This is a genomic window from Streptomyces zaehneri, from assembly GCF_032248645.1.
Taxonomy (GTDB): Bacteria; Actinomycetota; Actinomycetes; order Streptomycetales; family Streptomycetaceae; genus Streptomyces; species Streptomyces coriariae.
Map to the genome: position 1 here is coordinate 40,797 of NZ_JASTTJ010000036.1, position 16,867 is coordinate 57,663.

General features: G+C 69.9%; 13 protein-coding genes. 9 read left to right on the top strand and 4 right to left on the bottom strand.

What is annotated here, in order from left to right:
• Genes QQM72_RS38055 through QQM72_RS38075 form a run of 5 tightly spaced genes read left to right on the top strand, consistent with a single transcriptional unit; the run spans window position 1 to window position 5,372 of the window.
• Window positions 1-1,290, top strand: a complete 1,290-nt coding sequence (locus QQM72_RS38055) for an MATE family efflux transporter (RefSeq protein ID WP_314225391.1) — start codon at window positions 1-3, stop codon at window positions 1,288-1,290.
• Entirely contained in the window at window positions 1,287-2,234 is a 948-nt protein-coding gene (locus QQM72_RS38060; protein ID WP_314225378.1) for a glycosyltransferase family 2 protein, read from the top strand. Before QQM72_RS38055 ends, QQM72_RS38060 begins: the two co-directional genes overlap by 4 nt.
• Window positions 2,231-3,472: a polysaccharide pyruvyl transferase family protein gene (locus QQM72_RS38065; RefSeq protein WP_314225379.1), complete on the top strand. Its 1,242-nt coding sequence runs from the start codon at window positions 2,231-2,233 to the stop codon at window positions 3,470-3,472. Before QQM72_RS38060 ends, QQM72_RS38065 begins: the two co-directional genes overlap by 4 nt.
• Window positions 3,469-4,020, top strand: coding sequence for a dTDP-4-dehydrorhamnose 3,5-epimerase family protein (locus QQM72_RS38070; protein ID WP_314225380.1), 552 nt, complete (start codon window positions 3,469-3,471; stop codon window positions 4,018-4,020). Before QQM72_RS38065 ends, QQM72_RS38070 begins: the two co-directional genes overlap by 4 nt.
• 17 nt (window positions 4,021-4,037) lie before the next feature.
• Complete coding sequence (locus QQM72_RS38075; RefSeq protein WP_314225381.1) at window positions 4,038-5,372, top strand: glutamate-1-semialdehyde 2,1-aminomutase; 1,335 nt, start codon at window positions 4,038-4,040, stop codon at window positions 5,370-5,372.
• 17 nt (window positions 5,373-5,389) lie between these two features.
• Here QQM72_RS38075 and QQM72_RS38080 read toward each other — a convergent pair whose 3' ends face one another.
• Window positions 5,390-6,100, bottom strand: a complete 711-nt coding sequence (locus tag QQM72_RS38080; protein ID WP_314225382.1) for a phosphatase PAP2 family protein — start codon at window positions 6,098-6,100, stop codon at window positions 5,390-5,392.
• Complete coding sequence (locus QQM72_RS38085; protein WP_314225383.1) at window positions 6,097-6,243, bottom strand: hypothetical protein; 147 nt, start codon at window positions 6,241-6,243, stop codon at window positions 6,097-6,099. Before QQM72_RS38085 ends, QQM72_RS38080 begins: the two co-directional genes overlap by 4 nt.
• A 732-nt stretch (window positions 6,244-6,975) precedes the next feature.
• On the opposite strand from QQM72_RS38085, the gene QQM72_RS38090 reads away from it, so the two are divergent.
• From QQM72_RS38090 to QQM72_RS38100, 3 genes are all read left to right on the top strand, one after another.
• Window positions 6,976-8,610, top strand: a complete 1,635-nt coding sequence (locus QQM72_RS38090; protein WP_314225392.1) for a glycoside hydrolase family 43 protein — start codon at window positions 6,976-6,978, stop codon at window positions 8,608-8,610.
• Window positions 8,611-8,663: 53 nt separating this feature from the next.
• Window positions 8,664-10,679, top strand: a complete 2,016-nt coding sequence (locus QQM72_RS38095) for a non-reducing end alpha-L-arabinofuranosidase family hydrolase (protein WP_314225384.1) — start codon at window positions 8,664-8,666, stop codon at window positions 10,677-10,679.
• An 88-nt stretch (window positions 10,680-10,767) separates the two neighbouring features.
• Window positions 10,768-11,733: a glycoside hydrolase family 6 protein gene (locus QQM72_RS38100; protein WP_314225385.1), complete on the top strand. Its 966-nt coding sequence runs from the start codon at window positions 10,768-10,770 to the stop codon at window positions 11,731-11,733.
• 159 nt (window positions 11,734-11,892) lie between these two features.
• Here QQM72_RS38100 and QQM72_RS38105 read toward each other — a convergent pair whose 3' ends face one another.
• Both QQM72_RS38105 and QQM72_RS38110 read right to left on the bottom strand, forming a co-directional pair.
• A complete protein-coding gene (locus tag QQM72_RS38105; RefSeq protein ID WP_399080154.1) occupies window positions 11,893-13,200 on the bottom strand; it encodes an RICIN domain-containing protein in 1,308 nt (435 codons plus the stop codon).
• Between the two features lie 100 nt (window positions 13,201-13,300).
• The gene (locus QQM72_RS38110) at window positions 13,301-14,731 is read right to left on the bottom strand and encodes an endo-1,4-beta-xylanase (protein WP_314225387.1); all 1,431 of its coding nucleotides are present in this window, start codon (window positions 14,729-14,731) and stop codon (window positions 13,301-13,303) included.
• 609 nt (window positions 14,732-15,340) lie between these two features.
• Here QQM72_RS38110 and QQM72_RS38115 point away from each other — a divergent pair.
• Window positions 15,341-16,807, top strand: coding sequence for a non-reducing end alpha-L-arabinofuranosidase family hydrolase (locus tag QQM72_RS38115; RefSeq protein ID WP_314225388.1), 1,467 nt, complete (start codon window positions 15,341-15,343; stop codon window positions 16,805-16,807).
• Window positions 16,808-16,867: the final 60 nt, after the last annotated feature.

The following is a 16,867-nucleotide window of genomic DNA, read 5'->3' on the forward strand; positions in this document are numbered from 1 at the left end:
ATGACCACCGAGGGGGAGAAAACGACGACACCGGCCGGATCCGCCAGGCGGGCCCTCGCCGGCCGGCTGTCCTGGGGACTGGCCGACCAGGCGGCCTCCAGCATGAGCAACTTCGCCGTGGGCATCTACGTGGCCCGCTCACTGGGGGTGACCGCGTTCGGCGTGTTCAGCCTCGCCTGGGTGACGTACGGCGTGGTGCTCAACGTCTCCCGCGGGCTGGCCACCGACCCGCTCGTGGTCCGCTTCAGCGGCGTGCCGGACGCGTCCTGGCGCGGGGCGGTGGCCCGGTCGACGGGTACCGCACTCGGCGTCGGTACGGCCATCGGCGCGGTGTGTCTGGTGGCCGGGCTCGGCCTCGGCGGCCGCCTGGGGCCCGCGTTCGCCGCCCTCGGTGTCATGTTGCCGGGGCTGCTGCTCCAGGACGCCTGGCGGTTCTCGTTCTTCGCCGCCGGCGCCGGGCGGAAGGCGTTCGTCAACGACGTCGTATGGGGTGTCGCGCTCGTCCCGGCCCTGGTGGTGGCGGCCCGGGTGGGCAGCGTGGCGGCCTTCGTGCTCGCCTGGGGCGCGTCCGCCACGGTGGCGGCGGGGTACGGCTACCTCCAGTCCGGCATCCGGCCCCGGACCACCGAGGCACGCGGGTGGCTGCGCGAACAGCGCGATCTGGGCTACCGGTACCTGGTCGAGAACGTCAGCCTCAGTGGCGCGAGCCAGCTGCGGGCGTACGGGCTCGGCGCGATCGTCGGGGTCGGCGCGGTGGGTGCGGTGCGGGGCGCCGAGCTCCTGCTCGGCCCGTTCCTGGCGGTGCTCATGGGGCTTTCGCTGGTCACCGTGCCGGAGGCGGCACGGGTGCTGCGGCAGGCCCCGCATCAACTGGGCAGGTTCTGCCTCCTCCTCGGCGGGGGGCAGGCGGCCGGCGCGCTGCTCTGGGGCGGGGCGCTGCTGCTGATGCCCGGCCGGCTCGGCGAGCTGGTGCTAGGCGGTGTCTGGACCTCCGCCTCGGAGCTCATCGTGCCGATCACCCTCGGCGTCGCGGGCGCGGGCCTCGGCACCGGCGCGGCGGCCGGGCTGCGCGCGCTCGGCGCGGCCCGGCGCAGCCTGCGCTGCCAGCTGTTCGCCTCCGCCTGCTATGTCGGCGGCGGGCTCGGCGGGGCCGCCGCCGCCGGCACGGTCGGCTCGGCCTGGGGCGTCGCCGCCGCGACGGTCAGCGCCTCGGCCGTGTGGTGGCTCCAGCTGCGGTCCGCCCTGCGCGAGCGCCACCGCCATCCCATCCCCGAAGTGAGGACCTCATGACCGACCGACCCAGGCTGAGCATCGGCCTGCCCGTGTACAACGGCGAGGAGTACCTGGCCGAGTCGCTCGACGCCCTGCTCGGCCAGACCTACGAGGACTTCGAGCTGGTCGTCTCCGACAACGCCTCGACCGACGGGACGCAGGAGATCTGCCGCAAGTACGCCGCGCGGGACTCGCGCATCCGGTACCTCCGGCTGCCCCGGAACATCGGCGCCACGCCGAACCACAACCATGTGCTGGCCGAGTCCCGCGGCGAACTGTTCAAGTGGGCCTCGCACGACGACCTGTACGGCCGGGACCTGCTGCGGCGCTGTGTGGAGGCGCTGGACGAGCGGCCGGACATGATCCTCGCGCACAGCGGCCAGGCGGTCATCGACGGCGACGGCCAGGTGAAGGTCCCCTACGAGTACGGGCTCGCCACCGACTCTCCGCACGCGCCGGAGCGCTTCCGCAGTCTGCTGTTCGAGCCGGGCGGCGACGACTTCTACGGGGTGATGCGGGCCGACGTGCTGCGCCGGGTGAAGCCGATGGACAGCTACCACCACGCGGACCGCACGTACGTCGCCGAGATCACCCTGCACGGGCCCTTCCACCAGGTCCCGGAGTTGCTGTACTTCCGCCGTGACCACCCCACCCGCGCCGAGCGGGCGAACCCTTCCAAGCGCTCCCGGTGCGTCAACCTGGACCCGCGTCGGGCGGGCCCGCTGCACCCGACGCCCCGGCTGCTCGCCGAGTACGTCTGGGGCTTCGCCTCGGCGATCCGCCGGGCGCCGTTGTCCCCGGCCGACCGGCGCGCGTGCTACCGCCACCTGGCCGCGTGGATGACCAGTCGGGTCCGGCCGGGCGCCGGCGAGCGGATCGAGGACCGCGCCCCGGTCGATCCGGCCCTGCTCACGGTCTCCGTCGACGCCCTCGTCGCAGGACGTGAAGGGAGGCAGGCATGACATCCGGGGACGGGGCTCGGGTACGCGTGGGGGTGTTCGGTCTGCTCGGCTCCGGCAACCTCGGCAACGACGGATCGCTCGAAGCCGTGCTCGGGTACCTCCGCGCCGAACACCCGGAGGCGGTCGTGGACGCGCTGTGCGGCGGACCCGAGGCCGTGACGACCCGGTTCGGGATCCCCGCGACGCGGCTGCACTGGTACCGCGGCGAGTACCGGACCGCGTCGCGTGCGGGCGCGATCGCGGGGAAGGGTCTGGGCAAACTCGTCGACGTCGTCCGCACCGCCGCCTGGGTGCGTCGCCACGACGTGGTGATCGTCCCGGGCATGGGCGTCCTGGAGGCCACGCTGCCGCTGCGGCCGTGGGGCTTCCCGTACTCGCTGTTCCTGCTCTGCGCGAGTGGCCGGCTGCTGCGCACCCGGGTGGCGCTGGTCGGCGTCGGCGCCGCGACGATCGGCGACCGGCCGACCCGGGCCCTGGTGCGCTGGTCGGCGCGGCTGGCCGCATACCGGTCGTACCGGGACGCGCAGTCCCGCGACGCGATGCGGGCGATGGGCGTGGACACCGCGCGCGACGGGGTCCACCCGGACCTCGCGTTCGCCCTGCCGACGCCGAGGGCGGGCGCGCCCTCGGACCCGTCGGACCCGCCGGGTCCGGTCTGCGTCGGCGTCATGGACTTCCACGGCGGCAACGACGACCGGGCCCGCGCCGATGAGATCCACCGGCGCTACCTCGACGGGACGATCCGGTTCGTCCGCACGCTGGTCGAGGAGGGCAGGGCTGTCCGGCTGCTCACCGGTGACGAGTGCGACGCGACGGTGGTCGCCGCGATCCTCGACGCGGTGGACTCGCCGCTGGTCACCGCTGCCGAGCCGGCCTCACTGGCCGACCTGATGAGGGAGATGGCGGCCGCCGACGCCGTGGTGGCGATCCGCTACCACAACCTGATCTGCGCGCTGAAGACCGGTACGCCGGTGCTCGCTCTGTGCTATGCGGCGAAGAGCGAAGCGCTCATGGCGGAGATGGGCCTCGGCGCGTACCGCCACCCGGCGCGCGAGGTCGACGCCGACCGGCTGCTCGAGCAGTTCCGTGCGCTGGAGAAGCGTTCGGCCGAGCTGCGGCAAACCCTCACCGAGCGGAACCTGGCCGTCTCCCGGCAACTCGAGCGCCATTTCGACTCCTTGACCGCGGCCCTGTTCCCTGCGGCCGACCACTCCCCCACCTTACGGAAGGCGTCATGAAGGCGACCGAAGTCCCGGAGATCACCGGCGCGTACCTCTTCGAGCCGACGCCGTACGCCGACGAACGCGGCTTCTTCTGCCGCACGTTCGACGCCGACGTGGTGCGCTCGGTGGGGCTCGACCCGGACGCCTTCGTCCAGGACAGTCTGTCCCGGTCGGTCCGGGGCGTGCTGCGCGGTCTGCACCTGCGCTCCGGCGACGGCGAGGCCAAGCTGGTGCGGTGCTCGTACGGGAGGATCTTCGACGTCGTCGTGGACCTGCGGCCGGACTCGCCGACGTACCGCAACCGGGCATTCTTCGAGCTGTCCGGCGATACGCAGGTGACCCTGTACATCCCGGCGGGGTGCGCGCACGGCTTCCAGGCGCTGACCGGGACCACCGACACCTCGTACCGGATCGACCGCCCGCACGATCCGGCCGAGGACGTGACGATCGCCTTCGACGACCCGGAGCTCGCCATCCCCTGGCCGCTGCCGGTCACCTCGATGTCCCAACGGGACCGGGAGGCGCCGAGCCTCGCCGAGGTCCTGAAGCACAGAGAAACGTAAAGAAAGATGAGGTCGGCGTGGACACCCAACACACCGCAGAGCTCCTCCTGCCCCGGTCGCGGACGGCGAACGAGCGGCTGCACGCCCTGATCCCCGGGGGCGCGCACACCTACGCCAAGGGCGACGACCAGTACCCCGAGAACCTGGCCCCGGTCATCAGCCACGGCCGAGGCGCCCACGTGTGGGACATCGACGGCAACCGCTACATCGAGTACGGCTCCGGCCTGCGGTCGGTCAGCCTCGGCCACGCCCACCCGCGCGTCGTCGAGGCGGTGCGACGCGAACTCGACCGCGGCAGCAACTTCGTCCGGCCGTCCATCATGGAGGTCGAAGCCGCGGAGCGCTTCCTGGCCACGGTGCCGACCGCCGAGATGGTCAAGTTCGCGAAGAACGGCTCCGACGCCACCACCGCCGCGGTGCGCCTCGCCCGCGCCGCCACCGGGCGTCAGCGGGTGGCCCTCTGCGCCGACCATCCGTTCTTCTCCGTCGACGACTGGTTCATCGGCACGACGCCGATGTCGGCCGGCATTCCGGCGTCGACCAACGAGCTCACCGTGGCGTTCCCTTACGGGGACCTGGCCGCCACGGAGGCACTGCTCACCCGTTACCAGGACGAGGTCGCCTGTCTGATCCTCGAACCGGCCACCCACACCGAGCCGCCGCCCGGGTACCTCGCCGGCCTGCGCGCGCTGGCCGACCGGCACGGCTGCGTACTGATCTTCGATGAGATGATCACCGGCTTCCGCTGGTCCGAGGCCGGCGCCCAGGGCCTGTACGGCGTCGTCCCCGACCTCTCCACGTTCGGCAAGGCGCTGGGCAACGGATTCGCCGTCTCCGCGCTGGCCGGGCGCCGCGACCTGATGGAGCTGGGCGGACTGCGCCACCGCGGCGACCGGGTGTTCCTGCTGTCCACCACGCACGGTGCCGAAACGCACTCCCTGGCAGCCGCGATGGCCGTGCAGACCACCTATGTCGAGGAGGGCGTCACCGCACGGCTGCACTCCCTCGGAGAGCGGCTGGCCGCCGGTGTCCGCGCCGCGGCGGCCGGCATGGGAGTCGGCGACCACATCGTCCTCCGGGGCCGGCCGAGCAACCTGGTCTTCGCGACCCTCGACGAGCACGGGCAGCCGTCGCAGCAGTACCGCACCCTGTTCCTGCGCCGGCTCCTCGCGGGCGGGGTGCTGGCCCCGTCGTTCGTGGTGAGCAGCGCGCTCGACGACGCCGACATCGATCACACCGTCGACGTGGTCGCCCAGGCATGCGCGGTGTACCGGAAGGCGCTGGACGCCGCCGACCCCACTCCCTGGCTGGCCGGACGTCCGGTGAAACCCGTGTTCCGCCGCTTGGCGTGACGTGACGTGATGTGACGTCAGCGACGCTCCCGCCGACCGGCGTCGGCCATCCGATCGACCTGCCGGTCGGCCGGCCCGTCGCTCAGCCGGTCGGCCGTCCGGTCGACCAGCCACGCGGTCGCCGGCACCACCGCAAGCGCGGTGCACCAGCCACCGAGGACGTCGGTCGGGTAGTGCGCGCCCAGGGCGACCTGCGCCCAGCCCATGGCGGCGCCGGCGACCAGCGCCGCGGCGAGCACGAGCACCGTGCCGGCCGTCCTGCCGAGGCCGAGCCGGCCGGTCGTGAGCAGCGCCGCCACGAGGGCGAGCGCGGTGAGGAAGGCGGTGTGCCCGCTCGGGTAGGACAGGTTGCCGTCGCCGTGGATGGTGCGTCCCACCAGGGACTTGAGCAGCGTCGCCGTCACCACGGCCATGCCGGCGCCGGCGACGACGAGCGCCGCCGCGCGAGGACGCCGAAGCAGCAGACAGCCCGTCACGGCGGCCACGACCAGCATCGCCGCTCCGGCGGGTTCTCCCAGGAAGTCCATGGCCAGAGCGACGTGCCGCCACGGTGGTCGCACACTGTCCGCCGTCGGCCGGACGATCCACCTGTCCACCCTGCCGGGCTCGCTGTGACCGGCGTACCGGACCCCGAGCGCGACGACCACCAGCGCGGCGAGGGCCCCGGTCAGCCCGAGCGGCCCGCGCAGCGATGAGGGCAGCACCGCGGGCGCCGGACGGCCGGTCACCCGGCCACCGCGTCCGGTCGACCTGCGGCGGCTTCCTGTTCCCCCTGCTCCAGGCCCTCGTCGCGGCCACCACCGCCCGAGCCGCCGACGGCGTGCACCGCCCGCCGCACGCCGTCGCCGTCCATCCGGCAGATGCGATGCACCGCGCCCTCCCGTCGGGGCGGACCCCGTGTCACCCGCCGCTACCGCGACGCCCCGTCCCCGAGCACTGCCCGCTGCCGCCCGCCGACTCGGCCGGATCGTCGGATGTACGGGGCCGCGCACGGCTGGACCGACAATCAGTCTCTTCTTGTCACCCTAACCAACAACGTGGCCGGGACAGCCCGCCGTCGGAAAGTCCGTGGGTCTGCAACGGTCGACGCGGCCGCCGCGAGGAGGTGGCGCAGTCGTCCGCCTGATCGTCCGGGCACCAAGTGCTCCCCTTCCCGGAAGGGCGCTGAGCGGGCGACAAGAAAGATCGATGTCACGCCCATGACACACGACGAAGAGAATACGGGTTCGAAATTTCGTTGGCCATTCGGAAACTGAAGGCCCCACGGATACTAGGGAGGCGATCGAACATGTCAACCCCATCGTCGAACCACCTCCACGATCCGGCCATTCAGACGCGCCGAAGGTGGCTCATCTGCATCATCGTCGCAATTGGCCTGCGGTAACACCGAACCAACAGCTTCGAATGTTTCGAAGATTCCAACGATTCATGCGCGAGGTATTGACGGGATTCCCCGGCCTCCTATCATCCAGAATGCTCGACAAGCCGATCCTTGTTCGAGATTTCGTATGCAGAGCAGTCGCCTGCGTGAACCAGCAGGGCACCTCCGGGCCACTCCAGCCCCCGACGGCTGGGCCACAGAAGGAGAACGCCACCCGTGCAGATGTCATGGACTCATCACATCCTGTCCCGTCGCCGCGCGCTGACCACCACCACCGGCCTGGCCGCCGGGGCCCTGCTTCCTCCGACAGCGGCCCACGGCACCGCCTCCGCCCAGGGGCCGGCCCTCGCGACCGCGGCAGCATTCACGAACCCGGTGATCTGGCAGGACTTCGCGGACATCGACGTCATCCGCGTCGGCGACACCTTCTACGCCTCGGCCTCGACCATGCACTACGCGCCGGGCGCGCCCGTCCTGCGGTCGTACGACCTGGTCAACTGGGAGATCGCCGGTCACTCGGTGCCCGTGCTCGACTTCGGCGCCAAATACGACCTCAACGGTGCCCGAGGCTATGTCCGGGGCATCTGGGCGTCGTCGCTGGCCTACCGGCCGAGCAACAGGACGTTCTACTGGCTCGGCCAGATCGACTTCGCCAGGACGTACGTCTACACGGCGGCCGCCGCCGAGGGGCCGTGGAACCGACTCACGACGATCAGCACGCCCTACTACGACGCGGGGCTGCTCGTCGACAGTGACGACACCCTGTACGTGGCGTACGGGAACACCACCATCAGCGTGGCCCAGCTCTCGCCCGACGGCCGCGACCAGGTCCGCACGCAGCAGGTGTTCACCGCTCCGTCGAGCGTCGGCACCCTCGAGGGCTCCCGCTTCTACAAGATCAACGGGCAGTACTACATCTTCCTGACCCGCCCCGCGAACGGCCAGTACATCCTGAAATCGTCGAGCGGCCCCTTCGGTCCCTACACGATGCGGCAGGTCCTCCTCGACCTGCCCGGACCGATCGCCGGCGGCGGAGTCCCGCACCAGGGCGGGCTGGTGCAGACGCAGAGCGGCGCCTGGTACTACCTGGCCTTCGTCGACGCGTACCCCGGTGGCCGGATGCCCGCCCTGGCGCCGGTCACCTGGACCCCGGACGGCTGGCCGGTCGTGCAGCTCGTCAACGGCGCATGGGGCACCTCGTACCCCGGCCCGACCGTGCCCCCTCCGCCCCGCCAGGTCACCCCCATGACAGGCGTCGACACCTTCGACGGCACAGCCCTCAAGCCCAGATGGGAGTGGAACCACAACCCGGACAACACCAGATGGTCGGTGAACAACGGCCTGACCCTGCGGACCGCGACCGTCACCGAAGACCTCTACTGGGCCCGCAACACCCTCACGCACCGCATCCAAGGCCCCACCTCCACCGCCACGGTCCAGCTCGACCACACCGAGATGCGGGGCGGCGACCGGGCCGGACTCGCGCTGCTGCGGGACTCCTCCGCATGGATCGGCGTCAAACGCGACGGCGCCGGGACGCGGGTGTCCATGGTCAACGGGCTGACCATGGACACCAGTTGGAAGACCACCGGCACCGGCACCGAGGTCGCGAGCGCGGCCGTCCCGGGCAGCCGGGTCTGGCTGCGCGCGAGCGCGGACATCCGTCCCGGCACCGGACGCCTCGGCACCTTCTCCTACAGCACCGACGGCACCACCTTCACCCGCCTCGGCCCGGCCTTCTCCCTGGGCAACGACTGGCGGTTCTTCATGGGCTACCGATTCGCCCTCTTCAACCACGCCACCCAGGCACTCGGCGGCGCGGTCCGCTTCACACGGTTCGAGCTGACCACGCCCTGAACAGTTCCACCGATCGCACCACGCAACCCCCCACCCGCCCCAAGAGGAGAACCATGAACCCGCTGAAACGGCTCGGCTGTCGCCGAGCCTCGGTCCTGGGCCTGCTGGCCGCGACCGTCCTGGCGACACCCGGGACCGCGACCGGCGTGCCCGAAGCGCCCGACACCGTTCGGGCCTCCACCCTGGGCGCCCAGGCGGCCCAGTCCGGACGCTACTTCGGCACCGCCGTGGCCGCTGGCCGGCTCGGCGACGGAACGTACACCGGCATCCTGGACCGTGAGTTCAACTCGGTCACGCCCGAGAACGAGATGAAGTGGGACACGATCGAGCCGTCCCGCGGCTCGTTCAACTTCGGCCCCGGCGACCAGATCGTCAACCGCGCGACGTCCCACGGTCAGCGCATGCGTGGCCACACCCTGGTGTGGCACTCCCAACTGCCCGGCTGGGTCGGCTCGATCAGGGACGCGGGCACCCTGCGCGGCGTGATGAACAACCACATCACCACCGTGATGAACCACTACAAGGGCCGTATGCACTCCTGGGACGTGGTCAACGAGGCCTTCGCCGACGGCTCCAGTGGCCAGCTCCGCAGCTCGGTCTTCCGGGACGTGCTGGGCGACGGCTTCCTGGAGCAGGCGTTCCGCACGGCCCGCACGGCCGACCCGGCGGCCAAACTCTGCTACAACGACTACAACATCGAGGACTGGAACGCCGCCAAGACCCAGGGCGTCTACCGCATGGTGCGCGACTTCAAGGCACGCGGCGTGCCCATCGACTGCGTCGGCCTCCAGGCCCACTTCGGCGCCGGCGGTCCCCCCGGCAGCTTCCAGACGACGCTGTCGAGCTTCGCCGCCCTCGGCGTGGACGTCCAGATCACCGAACTGGACATCGCGCAGGCGTCACCGACCGCGTACACGAACACGGTCAGGTCCTGCATGAACGTCGCACGCTGCACCGGCATCACGGTCTGGGGCATCCGCGACAGCGACTCCTGGCGCAGCAGCGAGAACCCGCTGCTGTTCGACCGCAACGGCAACAAGAAGTCGGCGTACAACGCGGCGCTGACCACGCTGGGCGGCACGCCCGCCACCACGCGCAGCACCCCCGACGCGCGCGCCCTGCCCGGCAGTTACTCGTGGAGCTCCAGCGGCCAGCTGATCGCGCCGAAGTCCGACTCGACCCACAACATCGCCGGCATCAAGGACCCGACGGTCGTCTACTACAACGGCAAGTACCACGTGTTCGCCAGCACCGCGAGCTCCTCCGGCTACAACCTGGTCTACCTGAACTTCAGCGACTGGTCCCAGGCCGGCTCGGCCACCCACCACTACCTCGACCGCACCGCCATCGGCGCCGGTTACCGCGCCGCGCCGCAGGTGTTCTACAACGCGCCGCAGCGCCTGTGGTACCTCGTCTACCAGACCGGCAACGCCTCGTACTCCACCAACCCCGACATCAGCAACCCCAACGGGTGGAGTGCCCCGCGCAACTTCTACTCGTCGATGCCGGACATCATCCGGCAGAACATCGGCAACGGCTACTGGGTCGACATGTGGGTGATCTGCGACAGCGCCAACTGCTACCTGTTCTCCTCCGACGACAACGGACACCTGTACCGCTCGCAGACGACCGTGGGCCAGTTCCCGAACGGCTTCACGAACACGGTCATCGCACTGCAGGACTCGAAGAACGCGTTGTTCGAAGCGAGCAACGTGTACAAGGTGCAGGGCAGCAACCAGTATCTGCTCCTCGTCGAGGCCATCGGTTCCGACGGGCGGCGCTACTTCCGTTCCTGGACCGCCGCCAGTCCCGCCGGCTCCTGGACGCAGCTCGCCGCATCGGAGAGCAATCCCTTCGCCCGGGCCAACAACGTCAGCTTCCCCGCGGGCGCCTGGACCCGGGACGTCAGCCACGGCGAGATGATCCGCGCGGGCTATGACCAGACACTCACCATTCCGGCCTGCCGGCTCCAGTACCTCTACCAGGGCCTGAATCCCGGCGCGGGCGGCGACTACAACCTCCTCCCGTGGCGGCTCGGCCTCCTGACCCAGACCAACTCGACCTGCTGACCGACCGATCCGTGGGGAGCGCTCCCGAGGAAGCGCTCCCCACCACCGACCATCGGACGCATCCCCGTCAGAGAACCGAGGTACCGTCGTGCGCCGTAAACTGCTCGCCCTGGTAGCAGCGCTCTCCTCGCTGCCGCTCACGCTCGCCGCCGCCCCGTCCGCGCAGGCGGCGGACCCGACGACCATGACCAACGGGTTCTACGTCGACCCCGACTCCAGCGCGAGGCGGTGGGCAGCCGCCAACCCCGGCGACGGCCGGGCGCCCGCGATCAACGCCTCCATCGCCAACACCCCGACGGCCCGCTGGTTCGGCTCCTGGAGCGGCACCATCGGCACCGCCACCGGCGCGTACGTGGGCGCCGCCGACGCCCGGGACAGGCTGCCCGTACTCGTCGCCTACAACATCTACAACCGCGACTACTGCGGAGGGCACTCCGCGGGCGGAGCCTCCTCGCCGTCCGCCTACACGAACTGGATCGCCCAGTTCGCGGGCGGGATCGGGAACCGCCCGGCCGTCGTCGTCCTCGAACCGGACTCCCTCGGGGACTACGGCTGCATGAACCAGGCCCAGATCGACGAACGCGAGGCCATGCTCACCGGCGCGCTCGCCGAGTTCAACCGCCAGGCACCGCACACCTGGGTCTACCTCGACTCGGGCAACCCGGCCTGGGAGAGCGCGGCGACCATGGCCCGGCGCCTGCACGAAGCCGGCCTCCGACAGGCCCACGGCTTCTCGCTCAACGTCTCCAACTACCTGACCACGGCCGAGAACACCGCGTACGGCAACGCCGTCAACAGTGAACTCAACGCCCGGTACGGCTACACCAAGCCGTTCGTCGTGGACACCAGCCGTAACGGCAACGGCTCGAACGGCCAGTGGTGCAACCCTTCAGGCCGCCGTATCGGCACTCCCACCCGCCTGGGGGGAGGCGCCGAGATGCTCCTGTGGATCAAGGTCCCGGGTGAGTCCGACGGCAACTGCGGAGTCGGAAGCGGCTCCTCGGCCGGACAGTTCCTCCCCGAGGTCGCCTACAAGATGATCTACGGCTACTGACCCGGATCGACAGGGCGCGGTTCCGATACGGGTCAGGGGCGAGAACCGGCCCGGACAACCCCTCATCCAGGACTGTACCGAGCCGATGCGCCGCACTGCCGAGCCGTCGACGCAGTGGAGCCAGGGATCGTCCTGGCTCCACTGCGTGGTGCGGGCGTGTCACCGGAACTGTGCGAAGAACCTCCAGATCTCAGCTTTGGTCCAGGTGGCGACGCCGCTTTCGCCGGCGGACCCGTCGACCGGACCGGGTATGTGGTCTCCGTCGAACGCGGCCCATTGGACGGGGTATCCGGCACGGCAGCCCGAGTAGACGGTGGTGATGTGCGTTCGGCTGCCCGACGCGGGCTCGCGCGGGCTCTGAGGGGTGCAGCCGTTGTTGCCGACGAATCTGTCGCGCAGGGATCGTCCTTGCGCGATGTTGAGGACGGAGTCGCTGACGCCGTGGATTCCGAAGTAGGCGATGGGCTGGGTACCGCCGCCGCACCCGCTGATCTCAGCGCCGGACATGACCGCGACGGCCCTGAAGACGTTCGCCCGGCTGCATGCGAGTGCGTAGCTCATTCCGCCGCCCCAGCTGAATCCCGTGGCGAAACGCTGTGCCGGGTTGACACAGAGGCCGCCCTCGATCAGCCGGATCATGTCGTCGACGAAGGTGACGTCCTCACCGCCCGAATTGGCCCAGCCGTTGCCGAGGCCCTGGGGGGCGACGAGGATCGCGCCGTTGTCCGACTGTTCCTGTTGGCCGTAGTAGGCCCAGGCGCTGCCGCTCGTGCCGCCCGAGGCGACGTCGCCGGCGGTTCCGCCCCGCCAGTGGAACGCGAAGATGAGCCGGTAGGGGTGGCTGTTGTCGTAGTCGGCGGGAACCCTGAGGATGAAGCTGCGGCTCTTGCCGCCGCTCTGCATCGTGTGCGTACCGCTCGCCAGAGCCGGGGCGCTGCCGCATCCGCCACCGCCGCCCCCACCGGACGACAGCTTGATCATCTGCCATTGCTGGTTGGCGCCGCCCCAGTCGGTGTACTGGACGACGTTGCCGCCGTCGGCGGTGGAGGCGCCCTGCACCTCCACCGCCTTGCCGCTGGTGCGGTTGATCAGCCGGACGTGGCCCGAGTCGGAGTCGGCCAGGCGGAACTGCTGGTTGGCCCCGTTGTGGTCGGCCCACTGCTGGATCGAGGCACCGTCCGCGGTCGAGGCGCCGGCCACGTCGAGAACCCTGTCCGAATGCCGGGCCTTGAGGCGGTAGAAGCCGTCGCCGGAGTCCACGAACTGCCACTGCTGGTTGGCTCCGTCGCTGCGCGTCCACTGGGCGACGCGCGCGCCGTCGGCGGTGGACGCGCCAGAGACGTCCAGCGCCTTGCCGCTGTTGCGATTGACCAGGACATACCAGGCGTGGGTGTCCACCGTCGCCGCCTCGGCGGGCTTCGGATGCACCACGGCGAGCATGCCGATCGCGAGGGTGGCCGCCACCACGGCGGCGACCCGGGACCACCAGCGATGCCTTCGTAAAGGGACGGGGGAAGCCGCACCGTGGGTCTTCATCGATTCACCCCTTCGTTCGCGGCGGGTCCCATCAGGTGCGGGTCCAGCGTTGGTTGCTGCCGTTCGAGCAGGAGTAGAGCTGGATCAGGGTGCCGCCCGCGGTACCGCCCGAGACGGCGTCGAGGCAGAGGCCGGACTGGACGCCGACGATGGATCCGTCGGAGTTGAGGCGCCACTTCTGGTTGTCGGCGCCCCAGCAGCTGTAGATCTGGACCTTGGTGCCGTTGCCGGTGCCGCCGGCGTCCAGGCACTTGTTGCCGTAGACCCTGAGCTCACCGGCGGCGGTGTACGTCCACTGCTGGTTGGTGGCGTTGTTGCAGTCCCACAGTTGGAGCTGGGTGCCGTCGGTGGTGCTGCCGCCGGGCACGTCCAGGCAGCGGCCCGACCCGACGCCCTTGATCTGTCCGGAATCCGAAGGGGGCGTGGTGGTGCCGCCGTTGAGTGCGTTGAGGACGGCCGTGTAGGCGGGCTTCTTGCTGCCGTCGCCGTTGAACAGCAGCGGCGTGTCCTGCGACCGCCAGGAGTCGGTGTCGCGCACACCCCAGACGGTGATGCCGAGGCAGCGCGTCACGGCCAGGCAGTCGTTGGTCACGTTGGCGTAGGTCGTGGCCGGGGCGCCCTGGATGTCGAGTTCGGTGATGGCCACGTCGACGCCGAGGGCGGCGAAGTTCTGCAGGGTGGTGCGGAAGTTGCTGTTGTAGGGGCTGCCGCTGTTGAAGTGCGACTGGAAGCCGACGCAGTCGATCGGCACGCCGCGCTGCTTGAAGTCCCGGACCATGGCGTACACGGCCTGGGTTTTGGCCCAGGTCCAGTTCTCGACGTTGTAGTCGTTGTAGCAGAGCTTGGCGGCCGGGTCGGCGGCGCGCGCGGTGCGGAAGGCGACCTCGATCCAGTCGTTGCCGGTGCGCTGCAGGTTGGAGTCGCGCCGGGCTCCCGAACTGCCGTCGGCGAACGCCTCGTTCACCACGTCCCACTGGACGATCTTGCCCCTGTAGTGGGCCATCACGCCGTTGATGTGGTCGATCATCGCCTGGCGCAGGGTGCTGCCGCTGAGGCTCTGCATCCAGCCGGGCTGCTGGGAGTGCCAGGCCAGGGTGTGGCCGCGCACCTGCTTGCCGTTCTGCGCCGCCCAGTTGTAGACGCGGTCACCGGCGGTGAAGTTGAACTGGCCCCGCTGCGGTTCGGTGGCGTCGATCTTCATCTCGTTCTCGGCCGTCACCGAGTTGAACTCACGGCCCGCGATCGTCGTGTACGCCGAGTCGCCCAGCCTGCCCGAGGCGATGGCGGTGCCGAAGTAGCGGCCGCTCTGCGCGGCCGCGGCACCGAGCGTGTTCTCGGCGGCGTGTGCGGTCGGCGGCGCGACCAGTGCGGCGACCGTACCGAGGGCGCCGACGAGCAGCGCCAACAGCAGGCCGCGGATCTTCCGGCGGATATCGGCTCCGGGAAGGGCATACGAGCCCATGAATGTGCCTCCAAGGTAGAGATCACGGAAGGACTGAAGCGCAGGGGAATGCGTCGACCGCTCCCACTCGGCAGACGGACGGGGCGGGCCGGAACCCGACAGCGCAGATGGCCCTGGGGCAACGCGGTTCGGCATATCGAACTGTGGCCGGTTTCTCAGACAGGGATGATTGAGGTGTTGACGATGAATCGTCAATACTCCTCGCAGAAGAAGTTTCGGTTCCTGGCCCGAAACTTCCGGAAACCCGGCGAGCCGGAAGACGAAACCTCGGCGCCACCGTCGGGGATTCCCGTAGGGACGGGCCGGGATGAGCGCGCGGACGCTGCTCGCACGGCATCCCTGCTCCCCGCGGACACCTCGGGCCGGCGATCCGTATCCGCGAACTCCGGACTGCTTCCGGTAGGCGCGACAGCTCGGCAGGCCCAAAGGGAGGCGCTGTTTGTGGACAGATCGGCGCCAGCCCTTGACCAGAGGGCGCCGCATTCCTAGCTTGTGGCGTCGAAGCATCCGGGAATTCTTCGAAACATTCGAGATTACCCCTGCCCCCGGCACGTCCGCTCCGCGGTTCATCGGGGTCACCTCACCCCCGCTCCCGAAGGAGGCCCTCTGATGTGGTTTCGCCCCTCGTCCCCGGTCCGGCTGAGACGCTTACTCGCCGTCCTCGCGCCCTTGCTGCTCGTGGCGACCTTCCTCGGCGCCCAGCCCGCCGGCGCGGCGACCGTGGACCCCGACGCCTCGTATGTGCTGGTCAACCGCAACAGCGGCAAGGCCCTCGACGTCTACAACCTGGCGACGAACGACGGCGCCCGCATCACCCAGTGGACCAGGAACGACCAGGCCCAGCAGCAGTGGCAGTTCGTCGATTCCGGGGGCGGCTACTACCGCATCAAGTCGCGCCACTCGGGCAAGGTGCTCGACGTCCACAACTGGTCCACCGCGAACGGCGGCTCGATCGTCCAGTGGGCCGACCTGAACGCCACCAACCAGCAGTGGCGGCTGGCCGACAGCTCCGACGGCTACGTGAGGCTCATCTCGCGCCACAGCAACAAGGCTCTCGAAGTGCAAGGCGCCTCCACCGCCGACAGCGCGAACGTCGTCCAGTACGACGACTGGGGCGGCACCAACCAGCAGTGGCGGCTCGTCAAGGCCGGCGGCGACACCTCCGGCCCGTGCGATCTTCCGTCGGCATACCGCTGGACATCGACGGGCGCGCTGGCGCAGCCCAAGCAGGGGTGGGTTTCGCTCAAGGACTTCACCGTCGTCCCCTACAACGGCAGGCAACTCGTCTATGCGACGACGCACGACACGGGGACGAGTTGGGGTTCGATGAACTTCGGCCTGTTCACCAATTGGTCGGAGATGGCCTCGGCCGGCCAGAACACGATGTCGGCTTCCACCGTCGCGCCCACGCTCTTCTACTTCGCGCCGAAGAACATCTGGGTGCTCGCCTACCAGTGGGGCGGGACCGCCTTCTCCTACCGGACGTCGAGCGACCCCACCAACCCGAATGGCTGGTCGTCCCAGCAGGTGCTCTTCTCCGGGAGCATCGCCGGCTCCGGAACAGGACCCATCGACCAGACGCTCATCGGTGACGGAACGAACATGTACCTGTTCTTCGCCGGTGACAACGGCAATATCTACCGGGCCAGTATGCCGATCGGGAACTTCCCAGGCAGCTTCGGCACGACCTCCACAGTGATCATGAGCGATACGACGAACAACCTGTTCGAAGCCCCCCAGGTCTACAAGCTGGAGGGCCAGAACCGCTACCTCATGATCGTCGAAGCGATCGGCTCGCAGGGCCGCTACTTCCGCTCGTTCACGGCCACCAGTCTGAACGGCTCATGGACACCCCAGGCCGCGACCGAGAGCAGTCCCTTCGCCGGCAAGGCCAACAGTGGCGCCACCTGGACCAACGACATCAGCCACGGCGAACTGATCCGCACCAGCGCCGATCAGACCATGACCGTCGATCCCTGCAATCTGCAGTTGCTCTACCAGGGCCGCAGCCCCAGCTCCGGCGGCGACTACGGTCTCCTGCCCTACCGTCCGGGTCTGCTCACACTGCAGCGCTGACGGCGTGACACGAGTCCCTCTCCGGTACGGAGCGGACGTGGGGGGGGGGGGGGGGGGCGG

Excerpts from the sequence above, each read along its gene's own strand:
- QQM72_RS38055 (WP_314225391.1), top strand. The coding sequence starts at position 1 with ATGACCACCGAGGGGGAGAAAACGACGACACCGGCCGGATCCGCCAGG.
- QQM72_RS38065 (WP_314225379.1), top strand. The coding sequence starts at position 2,231 with ATGACATCCGGGGACGGGGCTCGGGTACGCGTGGGGGTGTTCGGTCTG.
- QQM72_RS38095 (WP_314225384.1), top strand. The coding sequence starts at position 8,664 with ATGAACCCGCTGAAACGGCTCGGCTGTCGCCGAGCCTCGGTCCTGGGC.
- QQM72_RS38115 (WP_314225388.1), top strand. The coding sequence starts at position 15,341 with ATGTGGTTTCGCCCCTCGTCCCCGGTCCGGCTGAGACGCTTACTCGCC.
- QQM72_RS38070 (WP_314225380.1), top strand. The coding sequence starts at position 3,469 with ATGAAGGCGACCGAAGTCCCGGAGATCACCGGCGCGTACCTCTTCGAG.
- QQM72_RS38110 (WP_314225387.1), bottom strand. The coding sequence starts at position 14,731 with ATGGGCTCGTATGCCCTTCCCGGAGCCGATATCCGCCGGAAGATCCGC.
- QQM72_RS38090 (WP_314225392.1), top strand. The coding sequence starts at position 6,976 with ATGTCATGGACTCATCACATCCTGTCCCGTCGCCGCGCGCTGACCACC.
- QQM72_RS38060 (WP_314225378.1), top strand. The coding sequence starts at position 1,287 with ATGACCGACCGACCCAGGCTGAGCATCGGCCTGCCCGTGTACAACGGC.